This window comes from Phenylobacterium sp., assembly GCF_004799515.1.
Taxonomy (GTDB): domain Bacteria; phylum Pseudomonadota; class Alphaproteobacteria; order Caulobacterales; family Caulobacteraceae; genus Phenylobacterium.
In genome coordinates this window covers 385431-399749 of the sequence record NZ_SSMX01000026.1, presented here as the reverse complement: position 1 = coordinate 399749, position 14319 = coordinate 385431, and the positions used below count along the sequence as shown (strand labels likewise).

12 protein-coding genes are annotated in these 14319 nt (G+C 69.2%); 9 read left to right on the top strand and 3 right to left on the bottom strand.

Annotated elements, in window-relative coordinates; genetic code table 11:
- Positions 1–28: 28 nt before the first annotated feature.
- The 5 genes from E8A49_RS11345 (at position 29) to E8A49_RS11325 (ending at position 4859) form a co-directional block, all read left to right on the top strand.
- Positions 29–1093 carry a glycosyl hydrolase family 18 protein gene (locus tag E8A49_RS11345; protein ID WP_293380730.1) on the top strand — a complete coding sequence of 355 codons (1065 nt, stop codon included), beginning with the start codon at positions 29–31 and terminating at the stop codon, positions 1091–1093.
- Positions 1094–1143: 50 nt separating this feature from the next.
- Positions 1144–2424, top strand: coding sequence for a YdcF family protein (locus tag E8A49_RS11340; protein ID WP_293380727.1), 1281 nt, complete (start codon positions 1144–1146; stop codon positions 2422–2424).
- Between the two features lie 55 nt (positions 2425–2479).
- A complete protein-coding gene (locus E8A49_RS11335) occupies positions 2480–3886 on the top strand; it encodes a M20/M25/M40 family metallo-hydrolase (protein WP_293380724.1) in 1407 nt (468 codons plus the stop codon).
- Between the two features lie 185 nt (positions 3887–4071).
- Positions 4072–4353, top strand: a complete 282-nt coding sequence (locus E8A49_RS11330; RefSeq protein WP_293380721.1) for a hypothetical protein — start codon at positions 4072–4074, stop codon at positions 4351–4353.
- Positions 4350–4859, top strand: coding sequence for a response regulator (locus E8A49_RS11325; RefSeq protein ID WP_293380718.1), 510 nt, complete (start codon positions 4350–4352; stop codon positions 4857–4859). Before E8A49_RS11330 ends, E8A49_RS11325 begins: the two co-directional genes overlap by 4 nt.
- A 293-nt stretch (positions 4860–5152) precedes the next feature.
- Here the strand turns inward: E8A49_RS11325 and E8A49_RS11320 are convergent, their stop codons facing one another.
- Positions 5153–6949, bottom strand: coding sequence for a DUF885 family protein (locus E8A49_RS11320; RefSeq protein ID WP_293380715.1), 1797 nt, complete (start codon positions 6947–6949; stop codon positions 5153–5155).
- Between the two features lie 211 nt (positions 6950–7160).
- On the opposite strand from E8A49_RS11320, the gene E8A49_RS11315 reads away from it, so the two are divergent.
- Positions 7161–7547, top strand: coding sequence for a hypothetical protein (locus E8A49_RS11315; protein WP_293380712.1), 387 nt, complete (start codon positions 7161–7163; stop codon positions 7545–7547).
- Positions 7548–7550: 3 nt separating this feature from the next.
- On the opposite strand, the gene lepB is transcribed toward E8A49_RS11315, so the two are convergent.
- Positions 7551–8330, bottom strand: a complete 780-nt coding sequence (gene lepB / locus E8A49_RS11310; RefSeq protein ID WP_293380709.1) for a signal peptidase I — start codon at positions 8328–8330, stop codon at positions 7551–7553.
- Between the two features lie 201 nt (positions 8331–8531).
- Here lepB and E8A49_RS11305 point away from each other — a divergent pair, with 201 nt between their 5' ends.
- Positions 8532–8972: a copper-binding protein gene (locus E8A49_RS11305; protein ID WP_293380706.1), complete on the top strand. Its 441-nt coding sequence runs from the start codon at positions 8532–8534 to the stop codon at positions 8970–8972.
- 49 nt (positions 8973–9021) lie between these two features.
- On the opposite strand, the gene E8A49_RS11300 is transcribed toward E8A49_RS11305, so the two are convergent.
- On the bottom strand, positions 9022–10626 hold the full coding sequence (locus E8A49_RS11300; RefSeq protein ID WP_293380703.1) for a M20/M25/M40 family metallo-hydrolase: 1605 nt from the start codon (positions 10624–10626) through the stop codon (positions 9022–9024).
- A gap of 179 nt (positions 10627–10805) precedes the next feature.
- Between E8A49_RS11300 and E8A49_RS11295 the strand changes: the two genes are divergently transcribed.
- Both E8A49_RS11295 and E8A49_RS11290 read left to right on the top strand, forming a co-directional pair.
- Entirely contained in the window at positions 10806–11126 is a 321-nt protein-coding gene (locus E8A49_RS11295; RefSeq protein WP_293380700.1) for a hypothetical protein, read from the top strand.
- Positions 11127–11287: 161 nt separating this feature from the next.
- Positions 11288–14248, top strand: a complete 2961-nt coding sequence (locus E8A49_RS11290) for a M14 family zinc carboxypeptidase (protein WP_293380697.1) — start codon at positions 11288–11290, stop codon at positions 14246–14248.
- Positions 14249–14319: the final 71 nt, after the last annotated feature.

Below are 14319 nucleotides of genomic sequence, written 5' to 3'. Positions count from 1 at the left end.
GGCCGCCGGCGGCCTTAAGTCAGGCGCCATGCGCCGTCGCCGGTCAGCCGCCCTCGCCCTCGTCGCCCTGCTGGCGCTCGCCGGCCACGCCGCCGCCGCGCCGCTTACCGTCGGCTTCTACCTGCCCTGGGACGCGGCCTCGAGGGCCTCGCTGGTCGCCCACGCCGGCAGCCTGACGGTGGTCTCACCAGTATCGGCGTCAGTCGACACGGCCCAGGGTCACGTACGCTGGCAGCCGGACCAGGCGCTTCCAGGCGCTCTGGCTGCGGCTCGCCGCAAGCCAAAGGTCTATCCGACCATCTCCAACGCTCATGACCAGGTTTGGGACGTCACCGCCGCCGAAGCGGTTTTGGCGGACACCGCCGCCAGCCAAGCGGTGATCGACGACTTGGTCGTCAAGGCCGCTGCTCAAGGTTACGGCGGCTATGTCCTCGACTTCGAGAACCTGAGTCCCAAGGGCTGGACGACCTATCCACCCTTCCTCGCCCGCCTGCGCGCGGCGTTGAAACCGAGCGGTCGTGAGGTCTGGGTCACCGCGACCATGAGCGCCGACGGAGAGTTGGTCCGTGCGCTCGGCCAATCGACAGACGCAGTGGTGCTGATGGCCTACGACCAGTGCTGGGCGACCTCGACTCCCGGACCCATCGCCAGCCCTAACTGGATCTCGGGCGCCTTGGCGGAGCGGCGCTTGGAACTGAGTCCTGGGAAAATCGTCGTGGCCCTCGGAGCCTATGGCTACGACTGGCCGCTGGGCGGCGCGGCTGCGGTCGTCTCGGCCACACAGGCCGAGGCCCTGGCCCAGGTGAACCATGCCGAGGTGATCCGCAGCGCGCCCGACGGCAACCCCCATTTCAGCTACATCGGCGGCGACGGTCGCCCTCATCAGGTCTGGTGGTTGGATGCGGCGGCGGTCCGAAGTCAGGCCGCTCGAATCTACCGCGTTCACGGGATGGCGATCTGGCGGTTGGGTCTTGAGGACCCTGCACTCTGGACCGGCCCGGGCCTGGGTCCGGACCCCTCCGCCGCCTTGACGGCAGCGGCGCCCCGGCCGCCCTGCGCCCCGCTGCCGGCTGCTCCACCGTCGCCGCATTGACACTCAACCCAGCTAGCCGTCCCTCACGCAGCAAAGCTTCGGGAGTGTTCATGCGCTGGATCGTCATCCTGGCCTCGGTGGCTCTAGGCGCGGCCGTCAGCCTCGCCGCTCCGCCCGCGGCGCTCGCCCAGTCGCCCGGCTACCGCTTCCAGCACAGCGACGATCCCGTCCTGGACGCCGACGCCTACCTCCTGACCCTGATCGGCGCCGATCAGCAGGCGAAGGCCGCCGTCGCCGCCGACCCCAACCTCGCCGCCCTCGCCCAGCGCCTGGCGGCCACCCGCGCCGCCGTGCTCTCCGCCTGCCGCACCAGCGCGGCCTGCCCCGTCGCCCAGCTGATGCTGACCGATCCCGAGATCGCTAAGGCCGGCGACGCCCTCGCCCGCCTCGCCCAGCCCGGCGCCCCGCTCGCTCGCCTGGTCCGTGACCAGATGCGCCCCTCGGGCCGCTTCCAGAAGCATGTGGGGCTGGACGATCCCGCCCTGATGCGCGCCGCCTGGACCGAGACCGCGCAAGGCGTCAACCGCCTGATCCGCGTCTACGCCCTGGGCGAAAAGCCCCGCTATCCCGAGATCGATTCCATCAGCTACGACCCCGCCGAGCCACGCTTCCGCGGCCTGCTGCGCGGCGCCTTGGAGAGCGAGGCCGACGATCCGCCCACCGATCCGCCGCTGGCGCCCTGGTCGCGCTTCGCCTTCGACCTCCTGGTGCTGAACCAGCGCGACGAGGCCGCCCGCTACGACCCGCCCGGCTCGGTCCTGGCCGAGGCCGGCGAGAACGCCCGGGCCTTCGCCCGCGCCCGCAGGACCGACTGGCGGGCAAAGCCCTACACCGCCATCGTCGTGCCGGGCCAGGGGCTCGAAGCCGGCGAGACGCGGCTCTCCCCCGGCGGCCTCTTCCGCGTGCGCCTGGCGGCGCGGCGCTGGCGTGAGGGGAAGGCGCCCTTCCTGATCGTCTCCGGCGGCCATGTGCATCCCAACAAGACCCCCTGGGCCGAGGCCATCGAGATGAAGCAGGCCCTGGTCGAGCAGTTCGGCGTCCCGCCCGAGGCCGTCTTCGTCGACCCCTATGCGCGCCACACCACCACCAACATCCGCAACGCCGTGCGCCTGCTGTTCCGCGCCGGCGCGCCCATGGACCGGCCCATGCTGGTGACCACCTCCCAGGACCAGAGCCGCAGCATCGAGGCGCCCAGCTTCGCCGCGCGCAACACCGCCGAACTCGGCTACGCGCCGCTGACCGCGGTGAGGCGCCTGTCGCCCTTCGACCTGGCGGCCCTGCCCAATATCGTCAGTCTGCACGCCGATCTGACGGACCCCCTCGACCCGTAGGGCGCCGCCCGCCATAGTCGCGGCTTCACCGTTTCGAGTTGGGGATACCTGAGGGATGTTGAGCCGTGTTCTGACCGCCGTCCTGGCGTTGACCGTTGCTGGGCGCGCCACGGCGCAGGAGCTGCGTCCCGACCAAGTGAAGTTCCGCGAGGTCTACAGGGAGCTGGTGGAGACCAACACCTCGCTCTCGGTGGGCAGCTGCACCATAGCCGCCGCCAAGATGGGCGCCCGGCTGAAGGCCGCGGGTTTCGCCGACAGCGACATCACCTACTTCTCGGCGCCCGACCATCCCAAGGAAGGCGGCGTGGTGGCCATCCTCCACGGCTCGTCCAAGACCGCCAAGCCGATGCTGCTCCTGGGCCACCTCGACGTGGTCGAGGCCAAGCGCGCCGACTGGGTGCGCGACCCCTTCGTGCTGAACGAGGAGAACGGCGTCTTCTACGGCCGCGGCACCTCGGACATGAAGGTGATCGACGCCACCTGGGTCGACATGCTGGCCCGCTTCAAGGAGCAGAAGTTCGTCCCCAAGCGCACCATCAAGCTGGCGCTGACCTGCGGGGAGGAGACGCTGGAGGCCTTCAACGGCGCGAGCTGGCTGGCGACCAATAAGCGCGACCTGATCGACGCCGAGTTCGCCTTGAACGAGGGCGGCGGCGGCCGGGCCGACAAGGACGGCAAGGTGCTCACCCAGGGCGTCCAGGTGGGCGAGAAGGTGGTCCAGCAGTTCCGCATGGAGACCACCAACCCCGGCGGCCACTCCTCCGTGCCGATCAAGGACAACGCCATCTACCAGCTGGCCCAGGCGCTGCTGAAGGTGCGCGACTACGACTTCCCGCTGGAGCTGAACGACACCACCCGCGCCTTCTTCGCCAAGGCCGGCGCCGGACGCACCGATCCCACCGGCCTGGCCATGCAGGCCATCGCCAAGGACCCGGGCGACAAGGCCGCCGAGGCCGAGCTCAACAAGGACCGCGGCTTCCACTCCATGCTGCGCACCACCTGCGTGGCGACCCTGCTGGACGGCGGGCATGCGGAGAACGCCCTGCCGCAACGGGCGGGCGCCAACATCAACTGCCGGATGTTCCCGGGCGACACCATGGAAGGCACCAAGGCCAAGCTGGAGGCCGCCATCGCCGATCCGGGCGTCAAGCTGATCCCGCTGCAGCCGATCCGGGCGAAGTCCATGCCCGCGCCGATGAACCCCAAGGTCATGGGCGCCTTCGAAAGCGTGGCGGCGAAGTACTGGCCGGGCGTGCCGGTGATCCCGACCATGTCCACCGGCGCGTCTGACGCGCTCTATCTGATCCCGGTGGGCATCCCGACCTATGGCGTGCCGGGCTTCTGGTCCGGGCCGGAGGGCTCTGGCGCGCATGGCCTCAATGAGCACATGGCCGCGAAGTCCGTCTATACGGGCCGCGACTACCTGACCGACGTGGTCAAGACCCTGGCCGACGCGGACTAGCCGCGTCAGGACGCATCGACCTCTGGCCGGCCCGCCCACGGCGCCGGCCGGAGCTTGACCTTTCCGACGTCTGATCCGGAACGATCCGGTCGGGCGCAGGTTAGGGTTGCATCGCTGGCCGTGCACAGGCGCCGGCGGCTGAGAGACGCTGTCCATGTGCTCCCGCCTTCCGCGAGGAGCCCTCCATGCCGCGATACTTCTTCGACATCCGCGATGGCGAATATATTCCCGACCACGTCGGGTGCGAGGTCCCCAACCTGGAGGCCGCGCGCATCCAGGCCGTGGTCCGTTCGGCCGATCTGCTAAAAGCCAATCCCTCGAAGTTCTGGGACGGTGAGGAATGGCAGCTGGAGGTGCGCGACGAGGCGTGCCTGATCCTGTTCATCCCGACCTTCATGGCGACGAACTCGCCGCGCCTGGCCGGCCGCGGACTATCTCGGCGCACGCCCGATGGCGCACCGACATGATGAACCCCGACTCCGAGGTCTACGTCATAGACGGCGACGCCCCGACGCAACGCTCGCTGACCTCGCTCTTCGAGGCCGCCGGGTTCGCGTCGCGCATCTACTGCGACCCCTTCGCCTTCCTTGACGAGTGCCATCGCCTCCCGCCGGGATGCATTGTCGCCAGCCTCAGGTCCCCGGGCATGGACGGGTTCGAACTGCTTCAGCGGCTGCAGGAGCGGTGCGGGGCCTATCCCGCCATCCTCACAGCGAGCGAGGGCGGCGTTTCGCGAGCCGTCGCGTCGATGAAGGCCGGCGCCGCGGATTTTATCCGACGGCCCTACGGCGACGAGGTTCTGCTGAGAGCCGTCTGCACGGCGCTGAAGGCCGAGGCGAAGGCGGCCACCCTGACCGCCAGCATTCGCCAAAGCAGTGACGCGCTCGCCACTCTTACGCCACGCGAACACGACGTGCTGCTCGGCATCCTGGCGGGCCGGACCGGCAGGGTCGGAGCCACCGAGGCGGCGTGACGCATCACGAACGCGTCGCGGCCCGGGGCGGCGCGAACCGCCCCGGGCCTGACTCTGCCGCCTAGCGGTGGCAGACGCGGTGATGGTGACGCCAGTAGCAATGATGGTGCGGATAGGCCTGCGCGACACTCGCGCTCAGGGCCAGGACCAGGGTGAGGGCGGCGACAGCAGCTTTCATAGGGTCTCTCTCCAGGCAAAAGCAGCGGCTCGGTCGCGTGACCGAGGCGGTCTCGGGCTAACGCCTGACAGTGACGTTCGTTTCACGCACGTTGCAGACCGCTGTTGTACGCAACCTATGGCGCCGGGTCCTCGATCTCGCTCTTGGGCTTCTGGAAGCGCACCGGCATGGGGTCGCGGCCGCCCTCGGCGATGAAGCGGTCGATACGGGCCTTCAGGACCGGGATCGGCACGCTGCCCATGGACAGCACCGTGTCGTGGAACGCCCGGATGTCGAACTTCGGCCCCAGGGCGGCCTCCGCCCTCGCGCGGGCCTCCACGATGGCCATCATGCCCAGGTAGTAGCTCAGCGCCTGGCCCGGCCAGGAAATGTAGCGGTCGACCTCGATCTCGATGTCGTGGTCGGCCAGAGCGGTGTTGTCGTGCAGGTACTGGATCGCCTGCGCCCGGCTCCAGCCCTTGTGGTGCACCCCGGTGTCGACCACCAGCCGCGCGGCGCGCCACATCTGGAAGGTCAGCATGCCGAAGCGGTCGTAGGGGGTGTCGTACATCCCCATCTCGACCCCCAGCCGCTCGCAATAGAGCGCCCAGCCCTCGCCATAGGCCGAGATGTAGACGTTACGGCGGAACGGCGGCAGCTGGTCCTGCTCTTCCGCCAGGCCGCCCTGCAGCGAGTGCCCCGGCGCGGATTCGTGCAGGGTGAGCGCCGTCAGGTTGAACAGGGGCCGCGACGGCAGGTCGTAGGTGTTCAGGAGGTAGGTGTTCGTACCGCCCCGCGCCGAGGTGTAGAAGGGCGCGATCTCCGGCGCCACGGGCTCGATCCCGAAGCGGCTGCGCGGCAGCCAGCCGAAGAAGGCCGGCAGCTTGCCGTCCACCCGCTTGGCGATCCAGGCGGCGCGGTTCAGCAGGTCCTGCGGATCCTTCACGTAGAACTGCGGATCGCTGCGCAGGAAGGCCAGGAAGGCCGGGAAATCGCCCTTGAAGCCGGTCTCCTTCATGACCGCCAGCATCTGGGCGTGGATCTTGGCGACCTCGCTCAAACCGAGCTGGTGGATCGCCTCCGGATCCATATCGAGCGTGGTGAACTCCTTGATCTGGGCGCGGTAGTAGGCCTTGCCGTCCGGCAGGTCCTCGGCGGCCAGGCGCTCGGCAGCGTGCGGGATGTACTCGGCGTCGAGGAAGGTCAGCAGCTTGGCATAGGCAGGCATGGCCTGGCCCTCGATCGCCTGCTTGGCCTCAGCCTTCAGCGCCGCCTGTTCGGCCGGCGTCACCGAGGCCGGCATGTGCTCGAACGGCTTCCAGAAGAAGGTGTGCTCGGCGTCCGGAGCCTGGGAGACCATCGACACCGACTTGTCCCGCCCGACCAGGGTCGCCTTGGGCGAGGTGAAGCCGCGCGCCAGCCCTGCGCGCATGTTCACCGTCTCGTCGGCGAAGTAGCGCGGCACATCGCGGATCTCGGCGATCCAGTTCCGGTAGTCCTCGGCGTTGTGGAAGGTCCGCGAGGCGGTGAAGCCCAGGCTCGACCAGAACTGGGTGTCGGAGTTGAACGGCTTCTCGTACTCGCGGAAATGCTGCTGCGCGATCAAAGTGTCGATCTGGTCCTTGTAGACCTCGTAGTTCACCGCCTCGGCGGGCGACAGGTCGGCCTCGGCGATGGCGTCGACCTGCCGGCGCACGTCCTGCCAGTGCTCCAGCCGCCGCTGCTGGGTGACGGCGTCAACGTGGCCGAGGGTCGGGGGGATCGGCGAGTCGCCGCGTTCGCCGCCCGGGAACTCGATCTTCCGCCAGGCCCACTCGGCCTTGTAGATCGCCTGGAACTTCGCGTCCGCCGGCCCCGGCGCATCCGCCGCCAGCGCGTCGCCCGCCCAGACCACGCCCGCCAGCGCCACGCCGGCCAACAGCTTCATCCGCATCCAAGACCCCCCGAAAGACCACCCACGCGCGAAGCGCGACAAGTTCAAACCACGGAATTCACGGAACGTCACGGAAAGCGCCCTTCCGTGCAATTCCGTGTCCTCCGTGGCCCCAAAAGCAGCGTGTCCGGACAGGAATCTCCTGTCGCAGGGACGCAAACTGCGCTTTGCGCTAGGGTCACGACGACCACCCGGCCCCGGGATAACCGACATGACCGCCAAGCTGAAGAAGAGCGAGACGCTCGAGATCCGCCTGCCCTACCCCACCAAGCTCGCCTTCATGGCCCGCTGCCGCGACGAGGGCCGCTCGGCCAGCGAGGCCCTGCGCGGTTTCATCGAGGGCGAGATCACGCCGGCCAGGCGGCCAGCCCGCCTCGTCCCGCGGCTCGCCCCCCGTGTGGCTATCGGCGCCCTGATCGCCGCGGCCATGGGCGCCGTCGCCCTGCCGTCACTGGCGCATCCGAACCTGCGCGCCGAGTTCGACTGCCTGGCCCGCGACCGCCAGGCCATCGGCCCCGCCGACCTCGCCCGCCTAGACGCCAACCACGACGGCCAGATCACCTACGCCGAATTCCGCGCCGCTTGCGGCGGGCGCTGAGCCCTACCGCACCCGCAGGAAGAACCGCTGCGGGTCGAGGTGCAGCCAGGTCCAGGGCTTCAGCGCCGAGGCGCCCGGCCGCCAGGAGACCAGCACCGCCTCGGCCCGGCCGACCAGCATCTCCGCCGGCACGAAGCCCACGCCCACCTCGCTCGGCCAGCGGCTGTCGAGCGAGTTGTCGCGGTTGTCGCCCATGAAGAAGTACATGCCCGCCGGCACCGCATAGACGCCGGTGTTGTCGCCCTCGCCGTCCGCCGAGCCGCCGAAGGTCAGGTAGCGTTTTCCGCCCTCGGCGGTCTCGATCACCCGCGGCACGGGCCGGCCCGGATCGTCGTGGTCGACGCCCGGACCCAGGAACTCGCGCAGGTTCGGCCGGCCGTTCACATAGACTTGGCCATGGACCACCTGCACCCGGTCGCCCGGCAGGCCGATCAGCCGCTTGATCAGGAGTTCGCGCGGGCCGTGGAAAACGATCACGTCGCCCCGCTTCGGCGTCTGGCCGAACAGCCGGCCGTGGAACAGCGGCGGGTTGAAGGGGATCGAGCCGCGGCCCCAGCCATAGGGCCACTTGGAGACGAAGACATAGTCCCCCGTGACGATCCCGGGCTCCATGGACGAGGACGGGATGGTGTTGGGCTGGAACACCAGGATGCGCAGCGCCAGCGCGAGCAGCAGGCCGACGGCCAGGGTCTTGGCGATCTCCCACACCTCGCGCCAGAACGGGACGGCAGGCGCGGCGGAGGCGTGCGGCAAGGGATCGGCAGGCATGGCCAAGGGTCTCATGCGCGGCTCAGGCGCGGCGCGGCCTGCCCGCCATCCCTGCCGCCTGCCCCCTGGCGCCGCCAGCCAACTCCTGTCAGGACAGGCCCGCGATCCTGTCCGGACACGGCCGAGAAAGGTTGCAAGCCTGAGATCACCAGGCATGATTCCGGCGTATTTTGCCCTTAGCGCACGCTTCAAGGTCACGCCGTTTGGGGGACAACCATGCTCAAGCGCCTCACCCCGATCCTCATCAGCCTCATGGCGATCAGCGTCATGGCGGTCAGCCCCGCCTACGCCCAGCGCGGCGGCGGCCGTGGAGGTGGTGGTGGCGGCGGTGGCGGCGGTGGCGGTTCCAGCGCCCCGCCCGCGGCCCCGCTGCCGCAGCAGAAGCCGATGAACCAGCTGGTCATCGTGGGCGTGGTCAAGGCCATCGACGCCGACGCCAAGCAGATCACCATCGCCTACGACCCGGTGGACGCGCTGAACTGGCCGGCGGGCGCCCAGCCCTTCCCGGTCGCCAAGTCCGCCATGCTGGGCCAGGTCACCGTCGGCGAGAAGGTGCGCTTCACCCTCGACAGCAACCAGATCGCCACCATCAAGGACTTCAACGCCCCGCCGGAACCCCGGCAACGGACCGTCAACCCGAACACCGGGCCGTTCTAGGGCTCAACGCTCCTCCTCCCCCTGTGGGAGGAGGACGCGAAAAAGGCGCCTACTTCCCCGTCGCCGCGCCGGTCGTGTCGAAGCGCTTGAAGAAGCTGCCCGCCTTCCAGACCGGCCGCTGCGGCGCATCGGCGACCTGGGTCAGCAGCGCCAGCAGATAGGCGTCGAAGGCGTCGGCCGAGGCCAGGTCCACCGGCTGGGTCAGGTCGTCCTGCGGGGAGTGGTAGCGGAAGGTGTTCCAGTCCTTCTCCATCTTCTCCTCCGGCGAGCCCGGCAGGCCCTGCACCTTCAGCGCCACCGACGGCACCCCGGTCTTGATGAAGCTGTACTGGTCGGAGCGGACGAAGATGTTGCGGTCCGGCGCGGGGTCGGGAAGCGTGTCGTAGCCCTTGGCCGCCGCCACCTCGCGCGCCGCGTCGCCCAGCGTGCTCTCGCCCTCGCCCAGCACCAGCAGGTGCTTCAGCGGGAACAGCGGCAGGAATTCGTCCATGTTGATGTCCGCCACGATGGCGGCCTTGGGCACCGTCGGATGCTCGGCGAAGGCCTTGGAGCCCAGCAACCCCTTCTCCTCGCCCGCGATGGCCACGAAGACGATGGAGCGCTTCAACGGCTTCCCGGCCTTCCTCAGGCCCTTGGCGGTCTCGATCAGCGAGGCCACGCCCGCGGCGTTGTCCATGGCCCCGTGGTAGACCTTGTCGCCCTTGATCGGCTCGCCGACCCCCAGGTGGTCGAGGTGGGCCGACACCACCACGTACTGCGCCTTCAGCTTCGGGTCGGTCCCCGGCAGGATCCCCACGACGTTGGGCGAGCTGATTGCCTTGGTGGTCGTCGCCACCTCCGCCGTCACCGAGGGCTTCAGCGCGAAACGCGGCAGCGGCTTGTGCGCATCCGCGAGCGCCAGCAGCTCGGCGAAGCTGTGGCCGGAGCCGGCGAACAGCGCCTCGGCCTTCTCCGGGTTCACCGAGGCGGAGAACATCGCCCGGTGATAGGTCTGCAGCGCGGGCTCGGCGAGCCGCATCCCCGGCTGGCCGGACAGCGCGATGATCCGCGGCCACGGGATATCCATGGCCTTGGGGTTCTGCAGCCGGATCACGCCCACCGCGCCGGCCGCCTCAAGCGCTTTGGGGAACTCGGTGGACGAGGCGTGCGACTTCAGCGCCGCCGACAGCGTGTCCGGCCCGCCGCCCAGCACGACGACGACCTTGCCCTTCAGGTCCTGGCCGGCGAAGTCGTCGTAGCCGGCTTCCGGCAGGTGCAGGCCGTAGCCCAGGAAGACCAGGGGCGCCGACACCGTCTTCGGCTGTTCGTCCCGCGCGCCCAGGGTCAGGTCCGGACCGATGGCCAGGGGCGTGGTCCTGCCGCCCTCCACCAGCGCCACCTTCGAATGGGCCTGGTCGACGTTCTCCTCCAGGTACTTCACCGCCTGGAAGTAGGTCCCGGCGTCGCCGCCCGGCTTCAGCCCCGCCGCCTTGAACTGGCCGGCCACATAATGCGCGGCCTTGTAGTAGCCCGGGCTGCCGGTCAGCCGCCCCTCGAAGGCATTGGAGGCCAAGATCTTGATGTGCCCCCACCAGGCGCTGGTCGCCTTGGTGGGCTGGGCGGCGGCGGTGAGCGGCAGGGCCGCGATGGCGGCGGCCAGGAGGATCGAGCGCACGGGGTCATCCTTTTGCGGATCGAAAGCGTCGCCTGAGACCCTAGCAAGCTTTGCCGGGAGGGCCAGGACCCTACTCAGGCGCCGGCCGCTATGGGCGCCGCCGCTCTTCGCCGCGCCAGAAATCGTTGCGGGAAATCGGCAATCGGCGGTAGCAATTATGGGTTCAGGAGGATCGTATCGTGCTGACCGCGTTGCTTGCCGCCGCCATCTTCACCCAGGCGGCCCCGGCCGCAGCACCGTCCTCGACCAGCTCGCCGGCGCCCGCCGCGACGCCGGGCGACAAGACCGTCAGTCCACTGGTCATCACGCCGGAAGCCAAGCCGCCCTCGGCTTCGGACATCCAGAAGTACGTCCTCGTCTGTCACAACGAGACAGTGCTGGGCAGCATGTTCCCCAAGCAGGTCTGCGCCACCCAGGCCCAATTCACCGAGCGCCGCAACCTCGACCAGCAGGAAGTGCGCCGCTGGCAGTCGCTCAAGACCGCGGGCGGCTCGCACTGAGCGGGCGTTATCCCGGTTTCGCCGCGGGTGAAGACCGGGACCCATAGACGCCGCGGCTGGGGATGATCCGCGGGAGGATTGCCCGCCCGATCCGCGCCCCCTTGCCTCCCCACGCCCGTTTCACGCTAAGGTCGCGCGGCAAAGCTTGGGGGTGTTCCGACGTGATCGAGTACCGGCGTTTGGCCCGCGCGGCCGCCTTGGTCCTGGCGGTTGTCTTCGCTTCCGCCTCCCTGGCCCACGCCCAGAGCCCGGCGCCCGTCCAGCCGCAGGACGAGGCCTACACCGCCCTCATCAAGAAATACCTGGTCGACCCGCGCTTCACCACCGAGCTGGTCGACCATATGCCGGCCTCGGACACCGTGCCCTCGCCGCTGAAGTTCTTCGGCCGCATCCCCGGCGCGCCCGGCGAGCTGACCTACGCCAAGGACATCGAGCGCTACTACCAGGAGCTGGCCAAGACCTCGCCGCGCGTGAAGTTCTGGACGGTCGGCAAGTCCGAGGAAGGCCGCGACCAGGTGGTCATCGCCATCGCCGACGAGGCGACGCTGAAGGACCTAGACAAATACAAGGCCCAGCTCGCCGCCCTGGGCGATCCGCGCAAAACGACGCCGGACCAGGCCAAGGCGATCATCAAGACCGCCAAGCCGATCTACTGGATCACCAGCGGCATCCACTCGCCCGAGACCGGCGGGCCGGAGATGCTGATCGAGCTCGCCTACCGCCTGGCGATCGAGGAGACGCCCCTCGTCCAGAACATCCGCAAGAACGAGATCGTCTTCATCACCCCGGTGGTCGAGGTCGATGGCCGCGAGAAGATCGTCGACACCTACTACTACGGCAAGAAGACCGGGAAGCCGAAGCCGCCCCTGGTCTACTGGGGCAAGTACGTCGCCCACGACAACAACCGCGACGGCATGGGCCAGTACCTGAAGTTGACCCAGAACATCACCGCCGGCGTCCTGGAATGGCATCCGACCGTGCTGCACGACCTGCATGAGGCGCAGTCCTACCTCTACGTCTCCACCGGCACGGGGCCGTACAACCCGGCGCTGGATCCGGTGCAGTCGCAGGAGTGGTGGCTGCTGGCCGGGACCGAGCTGACGGAGATGGCCAAGCGCGGCGTCCCCGGCGTCTTCACCTACGGCTACTATGACGGCTGGGTGCCCAACTACCTGTTCTGGATCGCCAACGCCCACAACTCCTTCGGGCGGTTCTATGAGGTGCAGAGCTACGGTCCCGACATCCAGAAGGACCTGAAGCTGCCGCCCACCACCACCAGCCGCGAGTGGTACCGCCAGAACCCGCCGCTGCCCTCCGTCGACTGGGGCCCGCGCAACAACACCAACATCCAGGAATCGGCCTTGCTGATCGCGCTGGACCGCGTGGCCAAGGACCGCGAGACCTACCTCGACACCTACTATGTGAAGTCGCAGCATGCGGTGGAGGGCGGCAGGACCGGGGCCGTCAACGCCTGGGTGATCCCCGCCGACCAGACCGCCAGGCTGAACGTCGCCGACATGATCAACGACGTGCGCCGCCAGGGCCTGGAGGTCAGCGTCGCCGACGCCGCCTTCACCGCCGGCGGGGTCAAGGTCGTCCCCGGCGACTATGTCATCCGCGCCGACCAGCCCTACCGCACGCTGGCCGACCTCTATTTCAGCATCCAGAACTACCCGGCGGCCAATCCCCGGCCCTACGACGACACCGGCTGGACCATGTCCTACATGCGCAACGTCGCCATGAAGACGGTGCATGACCCGGCGGTCCTGAAGCAGCCGATGACCCTGCTCACCGCCGACGTGACGTCCAAGGGTGTGATCTCTGGCGCCGGCAAGACCATCCTGGTCGACCACACCGGCGACAACGAGCTCGTCACCTTCCGCTTCCGGCTGAAGGACGTGAGGATGCTGGCCGCCGAGCAGGCCTTCGACGCTGGCGGCAAGCACTACGCCGCCGGGACCTTCATCATCCCCGACGCACCCCGCGCCGCCGTCGAGAAGGCCGCCGCCGACCTCGGCCTGAAGGGCGAGGCGGTGGAGGCCGCGCCGACGGTGAAAAGCCATCCGCTGACCATCCCGCGCATCGGCTACCTGCACTCCTGGCTCAGAACCCAGGACGAGGGCTGGTGGCGCGCGGCGCTCGACCACTACGGCGTGCCCTACACCTACATGGCCGACACCAAGGCCCGCCTGGGCGACCTCAGGAAGCGGTTCGACGTCATCCTCTATCCGACCGTGGGCTCCAGCGCCCGCGACCAGATCGTCGGCGTGGCCATGAATGGCGACGTGCCGATCCCCTACAAGAAGTCCGACCTGACCCCGAACCTCGGCGTCCTCGACTCCGCCGACGACATCCGCGGTGGCCTGGGCGCCGACGGCCTGGCCGAGTTGCAGAAGTTTGTGAAGGCGGGCGGCGTCCTGATCGGCGACGGCTCGACGGTGGAGCTGCTGGCCAACTACGGCGTGGCCGCCGGCGTCAGCGTCACCGCCCCGGCCGACCTCTACACCAAGGGCGCGATCATGCGCGGCGTCTTCACCGACCAGGCCAGCCCGATCGCCTACGGCTATGCCGGCAAGGAGCTGCCGATCTACTTCGCCGACGCCCCGGTGATCACCGTGGCTGCGCCCGGCCAGAACGGTTTCGGCGGCGGCGGCGCGGCCGGCGGCGCGGGCGGACGCCTCGCCCAGAACATCACCCCGAACGCGGTCGCCGCCCACGTCTCGCCCTGGCTGCCCGACCCCTCGGCCAAGCCCGCCGCCGAGCCGGCCGCCCCCGTCGAGACCGCCCCGCCCGCCTCGCGCCAGGGCGGCGCGGAGCCCACGCAACGGCCGCGCACGGTCATGGCCTTCCCCGGCCAGGCGGACTCGATCTTGCTCTCCGGCCTGTTGGAAGGCGGCGGCGCGTTGACCCGCAAGGCGCTGATCGTCGACGTGCCCGACGGCAAGGGCCACATGGTGCTGTTCGGCCTGCGCCCCTACTGGCGCTGGCAGACCCAGGGGTCCTATTTCCTGGGCTTCAACGCCATCCTGAACTGGGACCATCTCGACGCCGGGACCCCGCCGAAGCCGGAGGCGGCCAAGACCGAGCCCACGAAGACGGAAACCGCGAAGACCGGCGACTAGGGTCCAGACCCAGTTGGACGCGCCGGTAATCTGAGAAATATCAGCCGCTTAAAAGCTCTGTCATCCCGGAC